The 20,712-nt window shown below is 49.4% G+C and carries 17 protein-coding genes; 8 read left to right on the forward strand and 9 right to left on the reverse strand.

Translation table 11 applies throughout. The features are described 5' to 3' along the window. On the forward strand, positions 1–215 hold a 215-nt coding region (locus OEY58_18325), incomplete at its 5' end, for a hypothetical protein (protein MDH5327413.1). 89 nt (positions 216–304) lie between these two features. Here OEY58_18325 and OEY58_18330 read toward each other — a convergent pair. Next, positions 305–601, reverse strand: a complete 297-nt coding sequence (locus OEY58_18330) for a DUF1330 domain-containing protein (protein MDH5327414.1) — start codon at positions 599–601, stop codon at positions 305–307. A gap of 14 nt (positions 602–615) precedes the next feature. Next, complete coding sequence (locus OEY58_18335) at positions 616–1,059, reverse strand: YtoQ family protein (GenBank protein MDH5327415.1); 444 nt, start codon at positions 1,057–1,059, stop codon at positions 616–618. A 238-nt stretch (positions 1,060–1,297) separates the two neighbouring features. Between OEY58_18335 and OEY58_18340 the strand changes: the two genes are divergently transcribed. After that, positions 1,298–1,966: a hypothetical protein gene (locus OEY58_18340; protein MDH5327416.1), complete on the forward strand. Its 669-nt coding sequence runs from the start codon at positions 1,298–1,300 to the stop codon at positions 1,964–1,966. 70 nt (positions 1,967–2,036) lie between these two features. On the opposite strand, the gene OEY58_18345 is transcribed toward OEY58_18340, so the two are convergent. From OEY58_18345 to OEY58_18375, 7 genes are all read right to left on the reverse strand, one after another. Continuing rightward, positions 2,037–2,891, reverse strand: coding sequence for a hypothetical protein (locus tag OEY58_18345; GenBank protein MDH5327417.1), 855 nt, complete (start codon positions 2,889–2,891; stop codon positions 2,037–2,039). 149 nt (positions 2,892–3,040) lie between these two features. Next, positions 3,041–4,267 (reverse strand): polysulfide reductase NrfD, encoded by a 1,227-nt coding sequence (gene nrfD / locus OEY58_18350; GenBank protein ID MDH5327418.1) that lies wholly within the window; start codon positions 4,265–4,267, stop codon positions 3,041–3,043. After that, complete coding sequence (locus OEY58_18355; protein ID MDH5327419.1) at positions 4,267–5,154, reverse strand: 4Fe-4S dicluster domain-containing protein; 888 nt, start codon at positions 5,152–5,154, stop codon at positions 4,267–4,269. Before OEY58_18355 ends, nrfD begins: the two co-directional genes overlap by 1 nt. 12 nt (positions 5,155–5,166) lie before the next feature. Further along, positions 5,167–5,979 (reverse strand): c-type cytochrome, encoded by an 813-nt coding sequence (locus OEY58_18360; GenBank protein ID MDH5327420.1) that lies wholly within the window; start codon positions 5,977–5,979, stop codon positions 5,167–5,169. 110 nt (positions 5,980–6,089) lie between these two features. Next, a complete protein-coding gene (gene pth2, locus OEY58_18365; protein ID MDH5327421.1) occupies positions 6,090–6,479 on the reverse strand; it encodes an aminoacyl-tRNA hydrolase in 390 nt (129 codons plus the stop codon). A gap of 9 nt (positions 6,480–6,488) precedes the next feature. Next, positions 6,489–7,433 carry an alcohol dehydrogenase catalytic domain-containing protein gene (locus tag OEY58_18370; GenBank protein MDH5327422.1) on the reverse strand — a complete coding sequence of 315 codons (945 nt, stop codon included), beginning with the start codon at positions 7,431–7,433 and terminating at the stop codon, positions 6,489–6,491. A gap of 90 nt (positions 7,434–7,523) precedes the next feature. Continuing rightward, on the reverse strand, positions 7,524–11,834 hold the full coding sequence (locus tag OEY58_18375) for a hypothetical protein (protein ID MDH5327423.1): 4,311 nt from the start codon (positions 11,832–11,834) through the stop codon (positions 7,524–7,526). 204 nt (positions 11,835–12,038) lie between these two features. On the opposite strand from OEY58_18375, the gene OEY58_18380 reads away from it, so the two are divergent. From OEY58_18380 to trxA, 6 genes are all read left to right on the forward strand, one after another. Beyond that, positions 12,039–13,079 (forward strand): NADP(H)-dependent aldo-keto reductase, encoded by a 1,041-nt coding sequence (locus OEY58_18380; protein ID MDH5327424.1) that lies wholly within the window; start codon positions 12,039–12,041, stop codon positions 13,077–13,079. 71 nt (positions 13,080–13,150) lie between these two features. Continuing rightward, a complete protein-coding gene (locus OEY58_18385; GenBank protein ID MDH5327425.1) occupies positions 13,151–13,834 on the forward strand; it encodes a hypothetical protein in 684 nt (227 codons plus the stop codon). 38 nt (positions 13,835–13,872) lie between these two features. After that, a complete protein-coding gene (locus OEY58_18390) occupies positions 13,873–16,893 on the forward strand; it encodes a hypothetical protein (GenBank protein ID MDH5327426.1) in 3,021 nt (1,006 codons plus the stop codon). A 247-nt stretch (positions 16,894–17,140) separates the two neighbouring features. Continuing rightward, positions 17,141–18,487, forward strand: coding sequence for an HDOD domain-containing protein (locus tag OEY58_18395; GenBank protein MDH5327427.1), 1,347 nt, complete (start codon positions 17,141–17,143; stop codon positions 18,485–18,487). A 221-nt stretch (positions 18,488–18,708) separates the two neighbouring features. Next, positions 18,709–19,860 (forward strand): DUF484 family protein, encoded by a 1,152-nt coding sequence (locus OEY58_18400; GenBank protein MDH5327428.1) that lies wholly within the window; start codon positions 18,709–18,711, stop codon positions 19,858–19,860. Between the two features lie 419 nt (positions 19,861–20,279). Beyond that, positions 20,280–20,606, forward strand: coding sequence for a thioredoxin TrxA (trxA, locus tag OEY58_18405; GenBank protein ID MDH5327429.1), 327 nt, complete (start codon positions 20,280–20,282; stop codon positions 20,604–20,606). The last annotated feature ends 106 nt before the right edge of the window (positions 20,607–20,712 follow it).

Consider the following 20,712-nt stretch of genomic DNA (forward strand, 5'->3'; position numbering starts at 1 on the left):
CTCATGTGGTGTGCTTCCTTTGTCGTTTGTTTTTCAGCGAAAACAATTATACAACAAAGGGCACGCCACCCTTTCTAGGTGCTCATACACCAGAAATGATCATAACTCTCCGACAGGTCCATCTTGCAGTAACAACCGTAGCTGGAAAAAAGATGGTAATACGAAACAAGGCGGCAGCCTCAGCTTTCGCCCGCGTGGGCACAACTCTCGCTTAAAAAACCGTGCCCACCCTACAATCTGTGGTAATGCGAAACAAAGCGACAGCCCTACCTTTCGAATACTTCCTGCGACACTCAACGATTTATCATTGCTCCAGACAACCATCGACCAAGATCAGCTTACTCGTTGTAGTTTCGTGACGTAACTGAAACAAGGCCTGCGCGTCCGGGTCGCTTAAAAAGTTTTCTGCCTGGTCGCGGCTTGGAAATTCAATGACCACCACTCTTTGCGGGTGCCAATCGCCCTCCTTTACGATGGGCTCCACTCCCTGGACCACATATCGACCGCTATGCTTCTGTATGAACGCCGGTATTTTCTTTATGTATTTTCTGAATCGAAGCAGATCGTGAATCGATATATCAAGGATTAAATAGGCGTTCATATCTTCATCCCGCCCTATTTGTCCATAAGAACATACTTCAATATTTCCACCACCTGCTCCGGCGTTGTTGCCCAGGCCATGGCGACGGCGTCTACTTCCTTAAGCGGGTGAATGATATCCTCGTCATGCAGGGTGATATACGGTATACCCAAAGCGGCACAATAGCCGGCATCGAAGGCGGCATTCCACTGTTTGTATTTATCACCAAACCGCACCACGGCCACATCGCAGTCTTGAATTAAAGTTTTGGTTCGGATGGCATTAACCTTAGCAGATTTATGGTCACGCCAGAAACCGTTTTCCTCCGGGCCGAGAAAATCTCCAGCCGCATCGCTGGCTTCATGATCTGTCACCGGCGAGGTAAATTCCACCGGTAATTTAAGCTCACTGCAGCCGTCTTTTAAACGCTGACGCCAATCCGTATGAATTTCACCGGAAAGATATACATTTAAGATCATTGTTGTCTCCATTATTTGACTCCATGGGAAAATTATACCCCTTGTATCGCCTTTAAACGAGAGCTTGGTTTCGGAACTATAGCGTAACACCCGGACATATCGAGGATATTCAATCCGCCTATTAGCACTTTATTACTAGCGCTTCGAGCTTATTGCCACTTTCACGGAAAATTGGATAATTTATGCCAATAAAATAGACCTATCAAAAGAGACGAAAAGTCCTCAGGGAGAGTTTTTCATGAACAAACTATTTGTTGCTTTGTTGTTTATTCCGCTGTGCTTCGGTTGCGCTCCACGTATTCATGTTATAAGCACGGACAATATGGTCCAACCACTACCCTTTGAAATAGTGGATCACAGAAAAGAACCAAAAGAACTCTCCAGTTGGAAACATCACGGCAATACCTTTTCCTGCCACTTTGGCATCAACCCCTTAGAACATGACGAAGTGAAACCGAAAATGCTGGATTATGTGGGACAGTATTTGAATAAAGTCGCGGGAGAGCGTTTAACCGGAAAACAAATCGAAGTGATGCGTTTGGCTTTTTTCGTTAATAGTCAGGCGATCCAAAGATCCATCGGCTTGGCCCTATCTCCGTCGGACTTACTTCTCAACGCCGCTGTGGGAGCGCTGAGTCCGAAACCTAGACTCATTGGCTGCAAAGGGTCCGAAACCGGAGAATATTATTTCTCGGAAGCGCCGCAACGAAGAGCAAATGTTTACGTGGTGTACCTGAACGCCACCATTGATGGAGTGAACCATAAAAGCCGAATTGTACACTCCTGGGTGCATCCACCGGTTATTTATAAAATCGACTTCGATTTGATTAATGACAATATTCGTCAGGCCATTGATAAAGTTGTGGATAACTGGCTGAAACTGGCACCGGAACAAAACAGTAGCTAAGTCTTTTGTGTAATGGGCAGACTTGCCCCGAAATCCAGCAACGTGGATTTCGGGACAAAGGCGGACAAAACTAGAATTCTGAGACCACCACTAACTCAAATCCTGACTCGTTCTCGCCCGCCGTAGTATCGCTGGCCGAAAAAGACTCATAACGCAACTCTCCGTGAATTTTGGGAGTAAAATACATAGTGGCGCGAACCTCAATAGTGTTTCCTTCACTACTGAGATTATCGCCACTGTTTATATTAAAACTACCACCAATACCGGTCTTTTGATCTATGTAATAATCCCCGCCAACTTCAATTATCGTGTTGCTATCTTTCGTTGTGCCGCTCTCTAAGGATAAAGACGCAAGCATGGCTTCCACATTGACTGACTTTGTACCCTGTACCGTCAGAATATTCTTATAATGCAACCCAAATTCTGTAGCATCCGTGTCGTTGAAGCCTGTCAAGGATGTGGTCAAAGACTCATACGAAGCGCCAACCCACATTGTCGGCTTCAGGTATTTGCCCCCACTTAACTCAAACCCGGAAGTCTCAAGTGTCACCCCGCTTTCTTCTAATTCCAAACTCTTATATTCCAAGCCAATGGTTACCAGCGATCCCGGAACTACATGACGGTAACTCACTAACATCATGGGACCATCATCTTCGCTAGGCCCACTACTCAAGGTTACTTGACCTATAGCTCCCATCACAGAGCTTTTGTGGGACAGAAAATCCGCCTCATACCATGGACTATCACCCCTACTGACGGGCTCCAAAAAATAACGGCCTTGTACATATATTGCCGTTGAATCGCCCGAATCGCGGCTAAAGCTAAAATACCCCAGGCCGACCTCCGTTTGTTCCGCATAAACTGCCGCATGGGAAAAAACCATTAATCCCGAAACCACCAACCCCGTAAGTGGACTTAGTTTCATGACTCGCTCCTTCAAGTGATATAAAGTCGTTAGATACACTACGCCTCAATTCAACACTGAGTGTAGTATAAATATTCACTTTCGCCACTCCGGATGGTTTCTAGTACTTTTTTCGGAACCGAGCCACTATCAATCGTTGTTACCAACCACTAAGAAGGAATTACCCCGCTATTGCCACTTGTCTCCATCGTATGCCGATCCTGCACCACCGATTCGTCTTCAAAATCGATAGTGAACACTTTGACGAATACAAAAGTCAGACACAAGGAGAAGATAATAGCGCCAATTGCAGCCACTGAGCCTTCAATACCGCCTAGCGGCACCTCATAGTCCAGATAACCGCGCATGGTTTTGGAGATTTCCTGGCCGCCGATAACCACGTTATAGCGCATCATGAATACTTGCGCTAAAGCCAGTACGGATGCGGTAGCAGTGGCCAGATAAAGTTTTCTGCCGCTGAGCTGGAAACGCCACACACTAAACAAAATAAGAATGGGCACCACGGCTCCCACCAGAAACTGCACGATGAAGAATCGGTAAAACATAGGGCCGGTGACGTACTCAAGAATCAGACCAATTCCTTCTTTGGCTTTGTAGATGAGACTGACAAACTCCACTCCCTCCAAAAACAAAGTAAAAATAGCAAAAATCATCAGATAAAATGCCAAGCCTCGCAGACAAACCTCATCCGCCTTTTGTTTGCGATAGGTCGATACCACCAAATACATGAGCATCACCGCCGCCAAACCGGAAACAATGGCTGAGATAACAAAAATAACTATGGTTAACTCCGAAGACCACCACTCCCGCGACTTTAATGAAGAAAACACAAAACCCACATACCCATGCAAACCGTGAGCACCCAGGATGCTGAATATGACAATACGGCGCATCCATTTATGATCAAAGGCCTGTGATTCGGGGCTGATATTGTCATCAAATAAAGTCAGGGTGCGGTAGAACAACCGCTTAATTCCGGTGGAACTCCGCGCCTGTAACACATTGTAAACTCGAAACTCGAACCAGATTTCCAAAAACAGAATAAAACTATACAACATGGCGAAGTAGCCAAACATGGAAAACGCTGACTTGAAGTTGGGAGTTATCATGGCCCCCAAAGCCCGTTCCGGATGCCCCAAATGACTCAGCAGCACAATGGGCACCGTCAACATAAAACCAAAAGCGGCTAACAAAGCCAAGCGAGAGACAGGCTTATATTCCTTCAAACCGGAGCCGGTATACAGCACCGAGACACTGGATGCACCGGCCACCAATCCAGTTAAGTAAGGATAAACCGCGATGAGTATGGTCCAGGCAACAACGGTTTCATTGGGGTAAACATAACCGGTGAACGAGGTTACATGAATGGCTTCCATTATCGCACCTCCTCATTAATTCCAATATATTTCACCGCCGGATGGGTTCCCATCTCCGCCTTCAGCACCAAAATCTCCCGACCGTGTTGTTTGATCCACAAACTGATATCGCTATTGGGATCATTTAAATCACCGAAGATGAGAGCGTTTCTCGGGCACACGCTGACACAGGCGGGTTGCAAACCTTGAGTCAAACGATGCCAACACCAAGTGCATTTACCCGCCACCCGCGTCACCCCGTCGGGTCGCGCAGGAATGGGACGCAAATAGCGAGCACCGTAAGGGCAGGCTTGCTTGCAGTATAAGCAGCCTATGCAACGATCCTCATCCACTAACACGGCACCATCGGGGGTTTGAAACGTCGCGCTCTTTGGGCACACCTGAGTACAAGCGGGTACATTGCAGTGGTTACACATTTTCGGGACGAAAAAACTGTATTCCACATCGGCGTTTTCGTAACGGTCGTCAAAACGATAGATATAGTTATCCGGATCGGACACGGCAATATTAGCAGGATCCGTGGCGGCATCCACATACACTGTAGAGTCTCCCTCCAGCTTGGTATAGCGTTCTATCCAGCGGTTGTTGATGGAGGGGTGGCCCGGCAGACCGTTTTCCAGTTTGCAGGCCGTCATGCATTGATTGCAACCAATGCATTTATAGGCATCAATACCGTAGGACCATCGATGGGCAAAAGGATCAAATCCATTGGGACTGTATTTTTCCAGAAACTCCTGTTTGTGTTGCTCCATTAATACGGTGTCCGCACCGCGACGCGACGCCAAAGACGGCACGGTTACCAGCAACAAGGAGCTCCCCAAAACCTGTTTAATAAATCTGCGCCGCCCCTGCTCCGTCTGACTCAAGGGAATTGTACGCTTGCTCATATGTGCCTCCCATTAGGGCAATCCTGCCAAATACTTCGCCAAAGCCGTAATTTCTTGATCGCTGAGTTTTGCAGCAATTGGGTTCATCAAGGTTCCCTTCAATTCACCGGAACGAAACTGATTCAGCCTGTCGCTTAATGTTGCCGCAGACTGTGCAGCGATTGGCGGTGCAAAGCCACCACGCCCGTTAGCGCCATGACAGGAAAAACAGGGGGCTGCCAGGGCGGCGGCATCAGCACCGGCGTCGGTCTTTTTAGCCCCGTTTTTATCAGCCGCTGGCGCCTGCACCTCAGGCGTTTCTCCCTGTTGAGAGACGGTACCGGCGCCAATGCCAGGTGAGTGGGGGTTATGGCACTGGGTACACTTTAACACCCCCTCATGTGGAGCCGGATGCTCTTGCGCTACGATTTGGGGTTGACCGGTGTTTTGCCGGGCTTTCAAGCGGGCGTGGCACACCAGGCACAACTCGACCACATCACCGTCACCGCGCACCTTAGGTAACTTTTTAGTTTGTTTGGGATGATCGCCCTGAGGTCCGTGGCAAACTTCGCATTTGGACTGCTCTTGACGCGCTCCGTGGGCACCCTTAGCCCATGTCTCATAGACTGTGCTGTGGCAGTTGACGCTACCACAAGACTGGGAATTGGAAGCGTATGCTAAAGGTGCAGCCGCAATATAGGGTAAACTTTGGGCATCGTAAGACCCGGTGAGTTTAGAGCCTTCGGGCACAAACAAACGCAACCCGAGGAAAAAGACCAATGCCGCAATCACCACCACAGCCACCAGACGAATCGCGTATCGAGGCGTTGACCCTTGTTCTTGCATCGCAGCTTCCTCCCGCTTTTTCGCCCATTGTACGGCAACGCAAGGCGACAAATATGATCCAGGTCAACTCGGAGGAGGTTTAACTCGGCACCCCACGCAATGGGGCTTGATTAGTAGAGTTTGAGAACGGAGGTAATAGGGTCGATTTTGTCTGCCGCGTCCGGTCCGATGGCACAGGCGGTAAGCGTGGGTACACCGTTGAACTCGGTGCGACCACTATCCCGAATGATTTCACTGGTGAGGCCTGCAGTCAAAGCGGCCTGATGAAACTGTAACAACTCCTGCTCGGACTGGACTTGAAGACAGACTTTAGCCATACCGGCTTCAATCCAGTCCAACTCCACCTTCGACAGCAGCAAAGTAACTTGTGGCTCTGCTTGCGCCGGGCGGATACGACGACATATAAATGCCATGCTGGCGTGTGAGCCCTGGGCAATTTCCTTGCCCCGACGCATTCTCAAATCTTTGCGAATAAGAATCACCTGCTTAATTCTTGTCACGAATACCCCCTACACGCGCAACAATACTTTTAAGACACCCTTTTGCGCCGCTGTTTCAAACGCCTTTGCGGCCTGAACCAATGGAAAAATCTCATCAATCAAAGGTCTCGGATCTACGACTCCGAGACTCAACAAGTCCAACGCTTGCGCGATTGAACCACAACGGGAACCTACAATACGGAGTTCATCAACCACCAGGCGGGACGCCTCCAGCTGCAAACGGCCATGAAAGGTGCTCTTTAATACAACGCAGCCTTGCGCCTCTACGCATTGCAAAGCCGTGGAAAAACCGGAGGCAGAGCCGGTTGCCTCGACCACAAATGCGTAGGATTGGGGACTTAATTCATGCTCCTGCACAGGGGTTACGCCGAACTGTTGCAACAGCAGGCATTGTTTTTCATACCGGGCCACAACGTCCAAATGGTAACCGGCGGACGCCAACACTTGCGCAATCAACAAGCCCAGCTTACCCGCTCCCAGTAATAACACTTTAGAGTCGGCCTGGAGATCCATAGCGCCCAACACGTGGGCTGCCGCGGCCAACGGTTCGGCAAAAACAGCCTTTTCATTGCTCACATTGTCCGGCACGGCATACAGGTTCACCAATGGCAACACCAGGTACTCCGCAAAAGCACCCCCTGCCTGGGAAATCCCCAAAGCCTGTCTGTGTTCGCAGTGATGAGGATGATTCCTGAGGCAAAAACGGCACCGACCGCAAGCGATGTTAATGTCAGCCACCACGCGCTTACCCACCCAGACAGGATCGTCCGGCGCAGCGATCACCTCACCCACGAACTCATGTCCCGGTGTACCACGGAAATCGTAATAACCGTGAAGCAGGTGTAAGTCCGTACCACAAATTCCGGCCAACAACACCTTAATCAAAGCTTGTCCCGAGGCCGGTACCGGGCGTTCTGAGTGTTTCAGGATTACTTGCCGATCTTCAAACCACACACTATTCAACGGCGCTACCTTTTCGTTTGCATTCTTCCCAATCCACCGGGAAACCGTAATGAACGCCACACATAAAAAGCAATCCCTTCGCTACAAAAATCGATCATCCATTGTAAACCAGACGCCGTCCGGCCCCGGATCGTTAAATTGTACACTAGTGACGCTATTTCCAGTGTGTATGAATTCTACATAGCTATCTATGACATCGTCGCTATTGAACCAAGTCTGATTATCACCCGGACCAACAATAGTAACCAAGCGCCACAACTGCCCCAATACATCGTAGATGCGTTCAATGTAACGCCCCAATCCATCGTCTAAAGTGAACCAAACGCCATCTGCACCGGAATCCACAAAATAGACCGTGCGCAATTCTCGATTTTGGGCATCCAAAAACCGCCCAATGTAGTCCCGCACTACATCATCTGCTGTAAACCATACGCCGTCGGGGCCGGCTCCCGTATAGGAAACCCTTCTATCTAAACTGTTATCGGCATGATAGGTATATGCAACATAGGCGCTGGGAACATCATCACTGGTATACCATTGGTTATCCTCCCCCACTCCCACATATGTGATTTCCGTGGACAACAAGTTCTGAGCATTGCGCACTTGCACCGTATAGGTCTCGGGCACATCATCGCCGGTAAACCAGATACCATCAACACCACTGTCTACATAGCGCCCGCTTCTGAGCAAATTACCGCTGTCGTCGACAAACTGCTGCGTGTAGAACGAAGGAATATCATCGGCGGTAAACCATAAATTATCCGCACCGGAAGCGGCATAGTGAACTTCGCGCGATCTGAATCCGGGACCATTAGCCGTAAACACGAAATACGACCCTTGCACCTGATCATCCAGGGTAAACCAGGTATTATCGGCCCCCTTACCGTTGAGCGTTGCCGAGACCACGTTCAAACCATTAACCAGTGTATTGCGAATTCGGTAATACACCACATCGTCATCCATGGTGTACCACAACAAATCCGGTCCGGGACCACTAAAATCCGCTCTCTGCACAGTAAAATCTCCGGCAACAAAACCGTATCGGGTATATCGACGGGGAATATCATCCTGTGTAAACCATTGAGCGTCAGCACCGGGGTTAATTATCGTCGCTTCTATCAGCAGATTGCCCCCGCCGTCGCGCCGATAGTCCACATAAGAAGCCGGAACGTCATCTCCGTTTAACCAAACTCCGTCAACACCAGGCGCCACAAAATGAGCCCGACGAGTCTCATTCCCTTGGGTATCGATCAATCGACCCGTATATTCCCAAATCACATCATCTGCTGAAAACCAAACAGCATCATCGCCCGAAGCAACATAGGTGACAACTTTATCCAAACTGTCATCACTATAGTAGATATAGGACTTGTATTGACTGGGAACATCATCACTCGTATACCACTGGCTGTCAGCACCCGGCGCCACGTAGGTGGTTTCCACGGACAACAAATTTTGAGCATTGCGCTGCTGTGTGACATAACTCTCAGGTATGTCATCGTCATTGAACCAGACTCCATCCGAGCCACTGGCGATGTAACGACCGCGCCTTACGTAATTGCCACTGTTATCCACACTTTCCTGCGAGTAAGATTGGGGTTCGTCATCTGAGGTAAACCACACCGCATCCGCCCCGGGTGACCCGTAATCAATATTGCGAAACCTAAACCCGTTTCCACTGGAAACAAAAACCCGGTAGCTGCCCCGAACTTCGTCATCCGGAGTAAACCAGATACTATCGACCCCAGGACCAATCAAAATCGCCGAACTTACGTTGACACCATTGATCACTTGATTGCTGATGGAATATTGCACAGGCTCGTCATCCGAGTTGTACCATACCTGATCCGGTCCCGGCCCGTTAAACTGGGCATGATCAACAGTAAAAGTACTTGCATCAAACCGGTACCGAGTATATTGAGAGGGAACATCATCTATCGTAAACCACTGACTATCCACACCGGCACTGACTACATTGGTGCTCAGCTGCACATTTCCTGAAGCATTGCGGCGCTGCTCGACGTAAGAAATAGGAACGTCGTCCTCACTAAACCACAAACCGTCCATGCCGGGGTGGATAAACCGGGCTTCGCTGATCTCCAAACCATTGCGTTGAAATCCATAACTGCGGTAATAGTCCGGAATATCATCCGACGTAAACCAAATACCATCCTCACCCGCTTGGCCAAATCGGATCTGGCGCGATAACTCACCCGTCACTTCACTGATAGTTTGAGTATATTCTCCTACAACATCATCCGTCGTAAAGCATAAACCGTCTACACCTTGGTGCCGGTAAGATACCTGACGTTTCTCCACATCACTGACTTGCACACTGCTGGAATAATTCTCGCAACGATCATCCTCACTAAACCAGACGCCATCGGCACCAGGACCGACAAACACCGCAGAGGCAATCAACACGCCATTGCGAACAAAATCCGCTGCTCTGTACTCCGCGGGCGTATCATCCGCTGTCAACCAGTTGCCGTCCGTACCGGGATCGATGTACGTAGTCGCGCGTGAGCCGCCGCTGATGCTGCGCTCTGTTTTCACATAATGGGACACCACATCATCTTCACTAAACCAGACACCATCATTACCAACGGCAGTCCAATAGTCGGAATACGTTATGGAAAAACCGGTGCTGCCGCCTGCGGAATTTTCTGTATACTGTCGTACATAACGCGTTACCGCGTCATCATCGTTATACCAAATACCATCTGTACCGGGACCACTAAAAGAAACCTGCAAACTACTACCGTCCACTTCCCAATTAACGCTGGAGTAACTTATGGGCATGTCATCTTCGGTCATATGCAGAGCATCAGGTCCGGCACTATCTGCACCGAATTGACTCTCACGGGAAACACGGCCGTTTTGATCCATGACCCGCAAGAAATAGTAAAGCGCACCATCGTCCCGGTTGTACCATACCCCATCCGCTCCGGGACTATTGAATGTGCCATTGTAGTGGATCAAGCCATCTTCAGAATCGCGCACAACGCTATAGGAAAAGGGTGAATCGTCCTGGGTAAACCACACACCGTCAGCCCCCGCGGCATTGAAGCTGACCGTTCGCACCCCGGCAGCGGGGCTGAATTCCTGCGTGTAACTTAATGGGATGTCATCATCGGTGAACCAAACACCATCACGCCCCGGTTGATTATAATGAACGGTTTGAATAGAACCGGATAAAGGTCGCAGGGTATAGCTATCGGGCACATCGTCCCCATTCAGCCACTCACCATCCGGTCCCGGGTCGCGATAGTAAGCCACACGAAAACTAAATCCCGGGCCGTTAGCCTCTTCTACAGTATACAACCGCGGCTTGTCATCCTGGTTAAACCACTGACCGTCCGCACCCGGCCGAACAAACTCGATGCGAACCAGCGACTCCACCCCGCCCCTAAGCTGCCGTCGAATCTCAGTATACTGTTGCGGAATATCATCCTGTGTGAACCAAAGCCCATCCTCACCGGCAGCAATGATATCTGCCGATCGACGTTCGCGAAACCGGCTATCGTAAAGTTTTTGTTCATAAAAAGAGACACTGTCATCAGCGTTAAACCAAAGACCATCAACGCCAAAGCCATTATAGTAAACAGCCCCGCGCCCGACTTCGTTCACCGCTTCGTTTTGATGTCGAACATATCCCGCAATCACATCATCATCATTGAACCAGAGTTGATCCACGCCCATGCCGGACACAAACACGGTCTCCACTTGCGCTCCCAATCCGGAATTGTTGAACACGCCCGGAGCCGCTTTTTCGTAGACCGTATCCGAATACTGTCGCAGCACATCATCATCCGTACCCCAAACACCATCAGCGCCGGAACCTGTGTAATATAGAGTGCGAATAGCGCGTCGGTCGTGTAGAAACTGTTGTCGCGCATAGGGGCCTTGCGGTACCGAAGGCGTTGCGAATGGCGGCAGACTGTTCACTCTGATAATTTTTTCTACATCATCCAAATTTTCATTGGTATGGGAGCGCAAGCCTCGAACAGACAATCGATACTGCTCACCATGCCACAACGGCAGCGACGGAACGACCGAGAGACGGTGTTTATTGGCATCATAAGAGTAACTCGCCACTCGGACCGTTTGATCGAGCCGATGAAATCGTAAGCTAAGATTCTCCGGCCTGAAACTGGACAAATCCACTGTATCATTAAACGTCAAGGTAACCGCCCCAAAGGCGTCTGTGATGGTCAACGGGTCCGCCTGTGCTTTTTCCTCTTGCTTGGGTGCTGCCTCCCATTTTTCCCCGCACGCACTTAGCAGAGCACTCAGAAAAACACACATTGCAACCGTTAAAAATAACTTAGGATTCCTTTGAATGGGTTTGGCCGCAAGGAATCCCCCCTCCCCCCTGATCGCTTTTTCCATCAGCAATTTACTCTTATTTTTTATATGAAGCCTAAATGTACACTAAGCCGCTATTTTCATAAACCCCCTGAAAAATGCAGCAAACTGCGGCGACTTTCTGACAACTGAAAATCCGGAGCGCCAATTTTACGTCCAATTTGGCAATCCGCCGCAGACCATATATAGTGGATGCCTTTCGAACCACACCAATACCGCAGGAACTTCATGGAATACAGAAAATTAGGACGCACCGAACTGAAAATCAGCGCAATCTGTCTTGGCACCATGACTTGGGGAGAACAGAATTCAGAAACCGAAGCGCAACAACAACTGGACTATGCCGTGGAACAGGGCGTCAACTTCATGGATACTGCGGAGATGTATCCTGTACCACCCAAACAGGAAACCTACAGTCTGACGGAACAGTTCATGGGCCGCTGGATAAAAGCGCGTAACAATCGTGACCAATTGATTCTTGCTACCAAGGCAGCGGGACGCGCCGACTGGTTACCTTATTTGCGGGAAGGCAAAAATTGCTTTGATAAGGACAACATCGAATCGGCATTAAACGCCAGCCTACAACGTTTACAAACGGATTACATCGACCTGTACCAACTGCACTGGCCCGATCGAAAGACCAATTTTTTTGGGCGCCTGGGCTATGAGCACAGCACCGATGACAACTCCGTACCCATTGAAGAAACCTTGACGGTGATGGCGGAACTGGTGAAGAGCGGCAAAATTCGCCACTACGGCCTATCCAACGAAACTCCCTGGGGCACTATGACCTTCACAGCCCTGGCGGAAAAAATGGGATTGCCCCGTCCCGTCAGTATCCAAAACCCCTACAGCCTGGTGAATCGCACTTTCGAAATCGGCTTATCCGAAGTGGCCCACCGCGAGGACGTGGGCTTACTGGCCTACTCTCCCTTGGGTTTTGGTGTCCTCAGCGGCAAGTACCTCAATGGCGCCCGCCCGCCTGGGGCTCGCCTGACGCTGTTCGATCGTTTTGACCGCTACAGCAGCAACAACACCGAGCAAGCAGTAGCGAACTATGTGAACATTGCAAACCAGGCTGGATTGGACCCGGCGCAAATGGCCCTGGCCTACGTGAACTCGCGCAGTTTTGTTTATAGCAATATAATTGGCGCAACCAACATGGAGCAACTGCAAGCTAATATCGCCAGCATTGATCTTAAGCTGAGCGACGAGGTACTGGAAAAGATTGAACAAGTTCATCGAGCCAATCCCAACCCGGCCCCCTGACGGGCCAGGTCCAAACCAAGTACAATAAACGCGCCATGGCATCCACCCGCTATAACCATTGGATTTAGAATATGACTAACACGCACACCCTTTACCCGAAACCCACACACCGGTCCGGATTGGTTGATGGGGCAGGTTTTGCAGCCATTTTTAGAGTAATGTTCGGGGTAGCTGTCACACTTTTGGTAAGCGCCTGTGGCACCATTGAGATCAACAAAACCCACCCAGCCATTGCCGAAGTCACTCCGGACACCCTGACCGCCAGTGTTTATTTCATTCGCCCCATGCCGGTCAAACCCAAGGGCGTAGCCGACAAACCCCTGAAAGTGGAATACAATAAACAAGCTCTATTGACCATCGAGGAAGGCAGTTACACGCTGATAAAAATAAAACCCGGACAAGGTGAAATCAGCACTCACTCAGAAACCCGCTTTATCAACAAAGCTATCCCCATAAAAGTCAGCCGGAAAAGACGCTATACCTTTATCTCCGGTCGCACCTACTTTATTCATTTACAACGCATCGATGAAGAATTCAGAGGTATCTTCTATGACCCCAAACCCATGGAGCTGGAACAAGCCCTAACATTGATACAAACCACTAATGTGACTGCGCGTGGTCCGGCGAGAAAGGAACCCATCGAACAGATCGAAAGCGTACCGATCACACCAAAGGCCGGCTCACTGGAACCGGCTTTTCCGGAAGGACTGTACCCCCAATCACCATACTTGCTGAAAAATCCGGAAATAAAATAAGACCCTTAAACCAAACTCTTACCATTAAAGTTTCACACATGATGTCTACAAAGTCTTTGATGTTTAGAATCGCCATCACTCTATCCTTACTCAGTTGCAGCACTTACTCAGCTGCCGACCCCACAGATCAAATCCAGCGCGTACACCCCGTCGACCTTGCCTTTAGCAAACCGGGCTCAATAACCGTAGAGGGACAATGGAGCAAAGACTCCCAACTGGCACTACGCCCCGCCGGTCCGATTCAAAAAGAGTTTTTAGCCACTCCAAAAAACGTGACGAGTTTAGTTTCAGGGGCTGAACGCATAGCCGCTGTCAGCGGTAAGCGGGACTTACTCATTTTCAATACGGAATTAAAAAAACTGCATCAGCGTCATTTTGGTAAGGACATTACCGCGACAGCGATATTCGGAAACAAAACCGCCGTGGGTTTGAAGGGCAAGGGCCTGCTCCTACTGGACAGATCATTAAAAACCATTAAAACCTTTCCCATCAAAACTGATGTTTCCAGCATCGCCCTGAGCCAAGACCATGCTGCCGTCGTCAGCAAAAGACAGGAAATACACGTGATCGATTTGTCGAACATGAAACGGCGCAGCCGCATCAAAACGACATATGCCATCAGCGATATCCGCATGCACGATTCCAAACTGTACCTTACCGGAGACAAAACGCTGCTGCACATTATAGATCTGCACACTCCCACGAAACCGCAGATCCTATCCCGTTTTCCCAGCAACTTTACCGGCCGGCAACTGCAATTGGCATTACCGTTGGTCCTGGTTGCCAATGGTCCCGGCGGCTTGGTGGTGCTCAATGCCGGAGAACCCAACCATATCCGCTGGTCTGGAAGTCACAACAAGCTGGGACATGTCACCAATGTACTTCATTCGGAACAACTGACACTGATAAATAACAAACAACAACGTCTGGCCAGCTTGAACATGGACAACCCGGAACTCCCCATTACCGGCAGCTTTTACCAACCCCAAGATCGAATTGACGCCGTCGCTCTGGTGGGATCTGACGCATTTATTGCCGGCCCATCCGGTATCGAACGAGTGGACTTTTCTCGCAAAGCATCCATACAAATATCCAACGAAGGCATTAATCTTGGCGGTAGCCGCCGTGCATTTGTGCAAGACAAACTGGCCTATGTAGCGGATTGGTTTTCCGGTTTGCATATTTACGATATGAGCGATCCAAGCAAACCCCGGCATTTATCCAATTTCCACACACCGGGATCATCCAAAGGCGTCGTGGTAAAAGACAATATTGCTTACGTGGGCGACGACGATCATGGCCTACAGATACTGGATGTAAGTGACCCCGAGCAGCCTAAAAAAATATCTGAGATTTTATCCACCGGCCTGGCTTACACCATGAAAATGGTTGGGCATTCAATTTACCTGGCAGACCATCGGGGTGGCTTCCACATTATTGATGTCAGCGACAAACTCAATCCAAAGATCTCCGGCAGCTACGATACCCCCGGCAAATCCTGGGCAATTGATGTAAGCGGCCATATAGCCTATGTGGCAGACGACAGCTCCGGCCTGCTTATTTTCGATGTCAGCCAAGCCGCCAAACCGGTACAAATTGGCCAGTTTAACCCCAAAGGCTATGCTGAGGATGTACTGATTCGGGACAATAAAGCCTATGTCGTCTTTTTCGATAAAGGGCTGTACATTTTAGATATCCGCAATCCTACCTCTCCTCAAGTACTGGGTCATACGTCAATCCCGGGCAATGCACGCAGTATCAGTGTCAAAGACCGCTATGCCTACATCGCCGGTTGGGAATCGGGCCTGCAAATTGTGGACATATCCGATCCGAGCCAAGCGCACATCGCGGCCTATCTGGACACGGACGGCTCCGCTTGGGGCCTGGATCTGGCCCATAACAGCGATCACGTGTATCTATGGGACTGGTGGGGCGGCGTCAAAGTTATTGATGTTTCCACGCCGTTAGCACCTAAATTAGTGGGGCGATATCACGGCCACGGAAATATCCAACGCTTATCCATTCAAGGCAATCATCTGTACACAGCCAATACCGAAGGTGGAATGCAGGCGTTTGATATCCGCAACCCACTCAACCCCATATGGCAAACAGGTGTGGACTTTGACACCCCTATCGTGGATGTGTGGACCGATAAAACCACCGCCTACCTGGCCGCCGGCACACAAGACATCCTACGTGTGGACATCAGCGACCCGTTTCACATAAAACGGGAAAGCCCCATTCAGTTCGCGACAGTCAACAACATTATCCGCCTCTGCGGCCATAAGCGGCAACTGGCCGCGCTGGACAACGAGCAAGGCCTATGGCTGCTGGATACCGCAAACCCGAAACAAGCCAAGCGGGTATTTCCCGAAAAGCCCAATGACTTTGCCTTAGGCCCATCCGGTTTGGTACTCAGCACCAAAAACCGAATTCTGCTTTATTCCAATGACGGGCAACCACTGGCGGACCACACACTGGAACAGACAGCAGGGGCTTTGAGCATAGACCAAAATAAACTGGCCGTGGCAGAAACCGATCGGGGTATCCATTTGTTGAGCATGGATAAAAAAGGAATTGAACCACAGGGGTTCATTGCCTTACAAGGGAAAGTCCTGCAAATACAGCTGCAAAAAGACAGTCTCTATGTTGCCACCCAGGAACATGGCGTATTTCAGTTTGATCTGGAACAAGCCCCCCAGCTTACCGCCGTTTATCCCGCCACCAGCCGCATTACGGATTTCGCCATCCATCAGGACGCAGCCTTTTTTGCAGGCGAACGCAATATCCACTCTGTCAACCTGCTACCTGCGGTGTTTTTTAGTCCGCACGGCACACAGCCAAATTCCCTAACATCCAGCGCAGCAAAAGCCATCATTCCCGCTTCTCTGCCTTTAGGACAGTACCAGTTTGTCAGCCTGAACCAGCAAGGCCGGTTACAACATTACGCCATCACATTCAATATAAAACTTAAAAAACCCACCAAACCTAAGTTTTCTATGGAAGACTTCAAAAAAATCATGCAACAGAAAAAGCTCAAAAATGTGGTGGAACCATGATCCGCCGGCTTTATTAAATCCAACACAAAATCGGTATATTTAACACAATTCCTACAATCCTTTGGCTTTCTTTTGGTTAAAAATAAAGCAAACCCACTATACTTAGAGTTCTACCCGTAAAAACGGGTGGGGCGTTTATATCCTTACACGCAGCGTAATAGAAGTGATGGCAGCAGTACCCTGTGGAACCCATTTGGCTCACAGTGGCTGATCCCACTGAAGAGACTTGAACACTTGAGGGAAAGGCATGTCGACTTCCATAACCATACGACGTTACCTGGAAAAACAGGACATTCGTTACCAATCCAGACCGTTCCAAGGCAACCCGGCACAATTGTTTCGCAATGGCACACAAGGCTTGCGCGCCCAAAACATTGCTAAAGCCGTCATCCTGAAAGACTACCGCGGTTTAGTCATGGCGGTGGCTCCCGCACCAGACCAGCTTAAAGTGGACAGCATCAACCGTCGCTTGAAACGGCGACTGGTACCGGCAAAACAAGAAGACTATACCGCCTTGTTTGCTGATTGCAGCCCCCACTTAATTCCACCGCTGGGAGAAGCCTATGGTCTGGAGTGTATTGTAGATGACAGTCTGCTACATCTGGACCAGATTCATTTTGTCTCTGGCAATCAAGGTGAGCTGTTGTGTATCTCCACCGATGATTTCCAGTGGCTGCACAACAATGCCTGGTACGGAAATACCTTTTATCCTATTGCTGCACCGATGCAAACTGACAGCGATAGCACAGACCGCGATGACACAGAGGAACAAAATCGCCTCCCTCCCCTACCCACCATCGCAAACCAAATCCTATTGCTCAATCAAGGGAACAGCAACCCCGAAGAACTGGCCAAGCTGGTGGAAAAAGACCCCCATTTGGCCAAACAGATTGTCCATTACGCCGACTCGCGGTTTTATGGCGTACGCGAAACCATAATCTCTGTTCGCCAAGCCATTTCCAGGGTTTTGGGATACGAGTTGGCAAGCAATATTGCCCTGGGTATTGCTGCCTGCCGCAGCCTGCGCCCCAATACCCTTGGCCCACTGGGACGCCAAGCCTATTGGCGCCATGCCACATACAGCGCCACCCTGGCCCAGGGCTTGGCATACGCCGTAGCACCTCACACCCGGATTCAACCAGGTATGGCCTTTTTATGCGGCATTTTGCACAATGCCGGCACCTTGCTACAAGGTCAGTGGTATCCACAAAAACTGGACCAACTCAGCCAGGCGCTGGCTTTGTACCCAAACACAAATTTACTGGAACATGAAAATCAATTGCTGCAAAGCAATCACGCCCAACTGGGAGCACAGCTGCTACAACACTGGAACATGCCCCGAGCCGCTGTTGTCAGTGCTTTGGAGCACCACAATCCCAATTACGAAGGCGACTACGAACACTATCCGGCCTTACTCTATATCGTGGATGCGCTGCTGAAACGTCACGGATTGGGCGATGCTGCCGCTACCGACCTACCGCAGCACAGCCTTAGAAAACTGGGCTTAAGTTACTCGCAGGTACTGGATGTGGTAGAGAAAACATTTCAGGGTAGTACCGAACTGGATCTTTTCGCACGTAAACTGGCCGCTTGATCCTTGCGTAAACTCCGTCGGGACTGCGTCCCGACTGGCCCCGACCAAAAGAGCACAAGCAAAATATTGCGATATCCCACCGCAACAATCGCCACTGCGAAGCCCACCGTACCATAATGAAATTAATCAGAGCTTCCCAAAAAAATATTCTATACTGAACTGAAGCGACAAGTCGCCCCAAAATCCATGCCCGCCAAAATGGTACCGACGACAGGTTTACAATGACTGACAGCAAAGACGAAGTTCAGGCCCTCAAAGCGCAATTGGCCGCTTTTTTACACCAGGCTCGCGAAAACGAGCAAAAAATGCAGCGTTTTCAGGCTCAGGAACTGCGCCTGATCGGCACACGATCTCTTTCTGCTTTGATTCAAAATATACTTTACAACTACCGAACCGCCTTCGCCCTGGACGCCGTATCCTTAACCTTGTATGACCCACAGTATGAAATCCATCGCATGCTGGAAGATGAAGGTACCCGGGTTGCGGAGATGACCAATCTTATATTTATCCGCGAGCGCGATTCTCTTGATGAAATGTTTGGCACCTCGAATCAACCCAAACTATTGGAATACGACAAGGATGCGCACCGGGGCCTGTTTTCCAAGAACATCCCCAAACTGCGCAGTATCGCCATGCTGCCCTTAATGCGCTACTACGACATTGTGGGGTCGCTGAATTTGGGCAGCATCGCACGAGAGCGCTTCTCCGAAGAGTCAGCCACGGATTTTCTACAGCGTTTATCCACCATTGTCGCCATTTGTCTGGAAAACACAGCCAACCACGAACGCTTGAAACGGGTTGGCCTAACCGACAGTCTCACCGGCATCAACAACCGCCGCTTCTTCGATCAGCGCATTGGCGAGGAAATTGCCCGAAGCCTACGCACGCTGGAACCTATTGCCTGTTTATTTCTTGATGTGGATTATTTTAAACAAGTCAACGACGTCCACGGGCATCAGGTTGGTGATCTGGCCCTACGTGAAATTGCGATGTTAATCCGAGAACAATTGCGTAACAGTGATGTCTTGTGTCGCTATGGCGGCGAGGAATTTGCCGCCATCCTGACCAACAGCACGGCCGCCACGGCAATGGAAATTGCTGAGCGAATCCGTTTTCGAATTGAAAACCACGAAATCAAGCTCAAAGACCGTAGTGAAACATTACAACTGACCATTTCCATCGGAATTTCCGAGCTCAGCTCCAAAACCATCCCTACTGACGTGGACACATTAACCCAATCTCTGGTCTCACGTGCAGATGCCGCACTGTATGCGGCAAAACACCGGGGAAGAAACTGTGTGGTTGTTGCCGATGGCGTGGAACTGTGTAATATGGACACGGAAAACAGTCAAATTACCGGAGGAACCGCCTAACATCTGACATATCATCCCTTGAAAACGGTTTTATTCAATCCCATATATGCATTTTGCCTGAGCCCTGACATAAGAACGAGAACACCGTCACGAAAGGGATCGAGTAAAAACCGAAACAAATCGATGAACAATAAATAACCAGATCCAATTTGAGAGTTACAACATTGAAACAATTAAACCGTTCACTGTTAGTCAAAAGTGGGTAGAATCAATTAAATTCACTATGTTACAGTCAAGCGGAAGGTTTTTAGGCTCTACATTACCAAACGGGTCGGAGTGGCATGGCAAATCAACATTTCAAACAAATTGACCTACATCGAGTTAGTTTAACTTGAAATCATTGTGTGAATGGGCTGAAATGAATGTTAGCCGAACCGGATCAACCTGTTAATTTCAGATATTTATTGGAGGCGTAACGCGTGAGCGAAAACATTGTTCACCTCACTGATGATACCTTTGAGGAAGAAGTTGTAAATTCTGATGGACCCGTACTCGTGGACTATTGGGCGGATTGGTGCGGACCTTGCAAGATGATTGCACCCATTTTGGATGAAATCGCTCAAGAGTATGCTGAGAAAGTTAAAATAGCTAAGCTCAATATCGATGAAAATCCAGCGACCCCACCCAAATACGGAATTCGCGGCATACCCACGTTAATGTTGTTTAAAGGAGGCAATGTAGAGGCCACTAAAGTAGGCGCTGTTTCAAAATCTCAATTAACCGCATTTATTGACAGTAATATATAGAATTTTATTCGACGGCGTAAAAAAGCTTTACGCCGTCGCTATAAAATGATAGCGTTACCGGCTAATAAAGAGAGTATAAACCAGATTTCGCCAATACTTCGGCAAT

This window comes from Gammaproteobacteria bacterium (genome assembly GCA_029882975.1).
In the GTDB taxonomy this organism is placed as follows: Bacteria; Pseudomonadota; Gammaproteobacteria; order SZUA-152; family SZUA-152; genus JAJDNG01.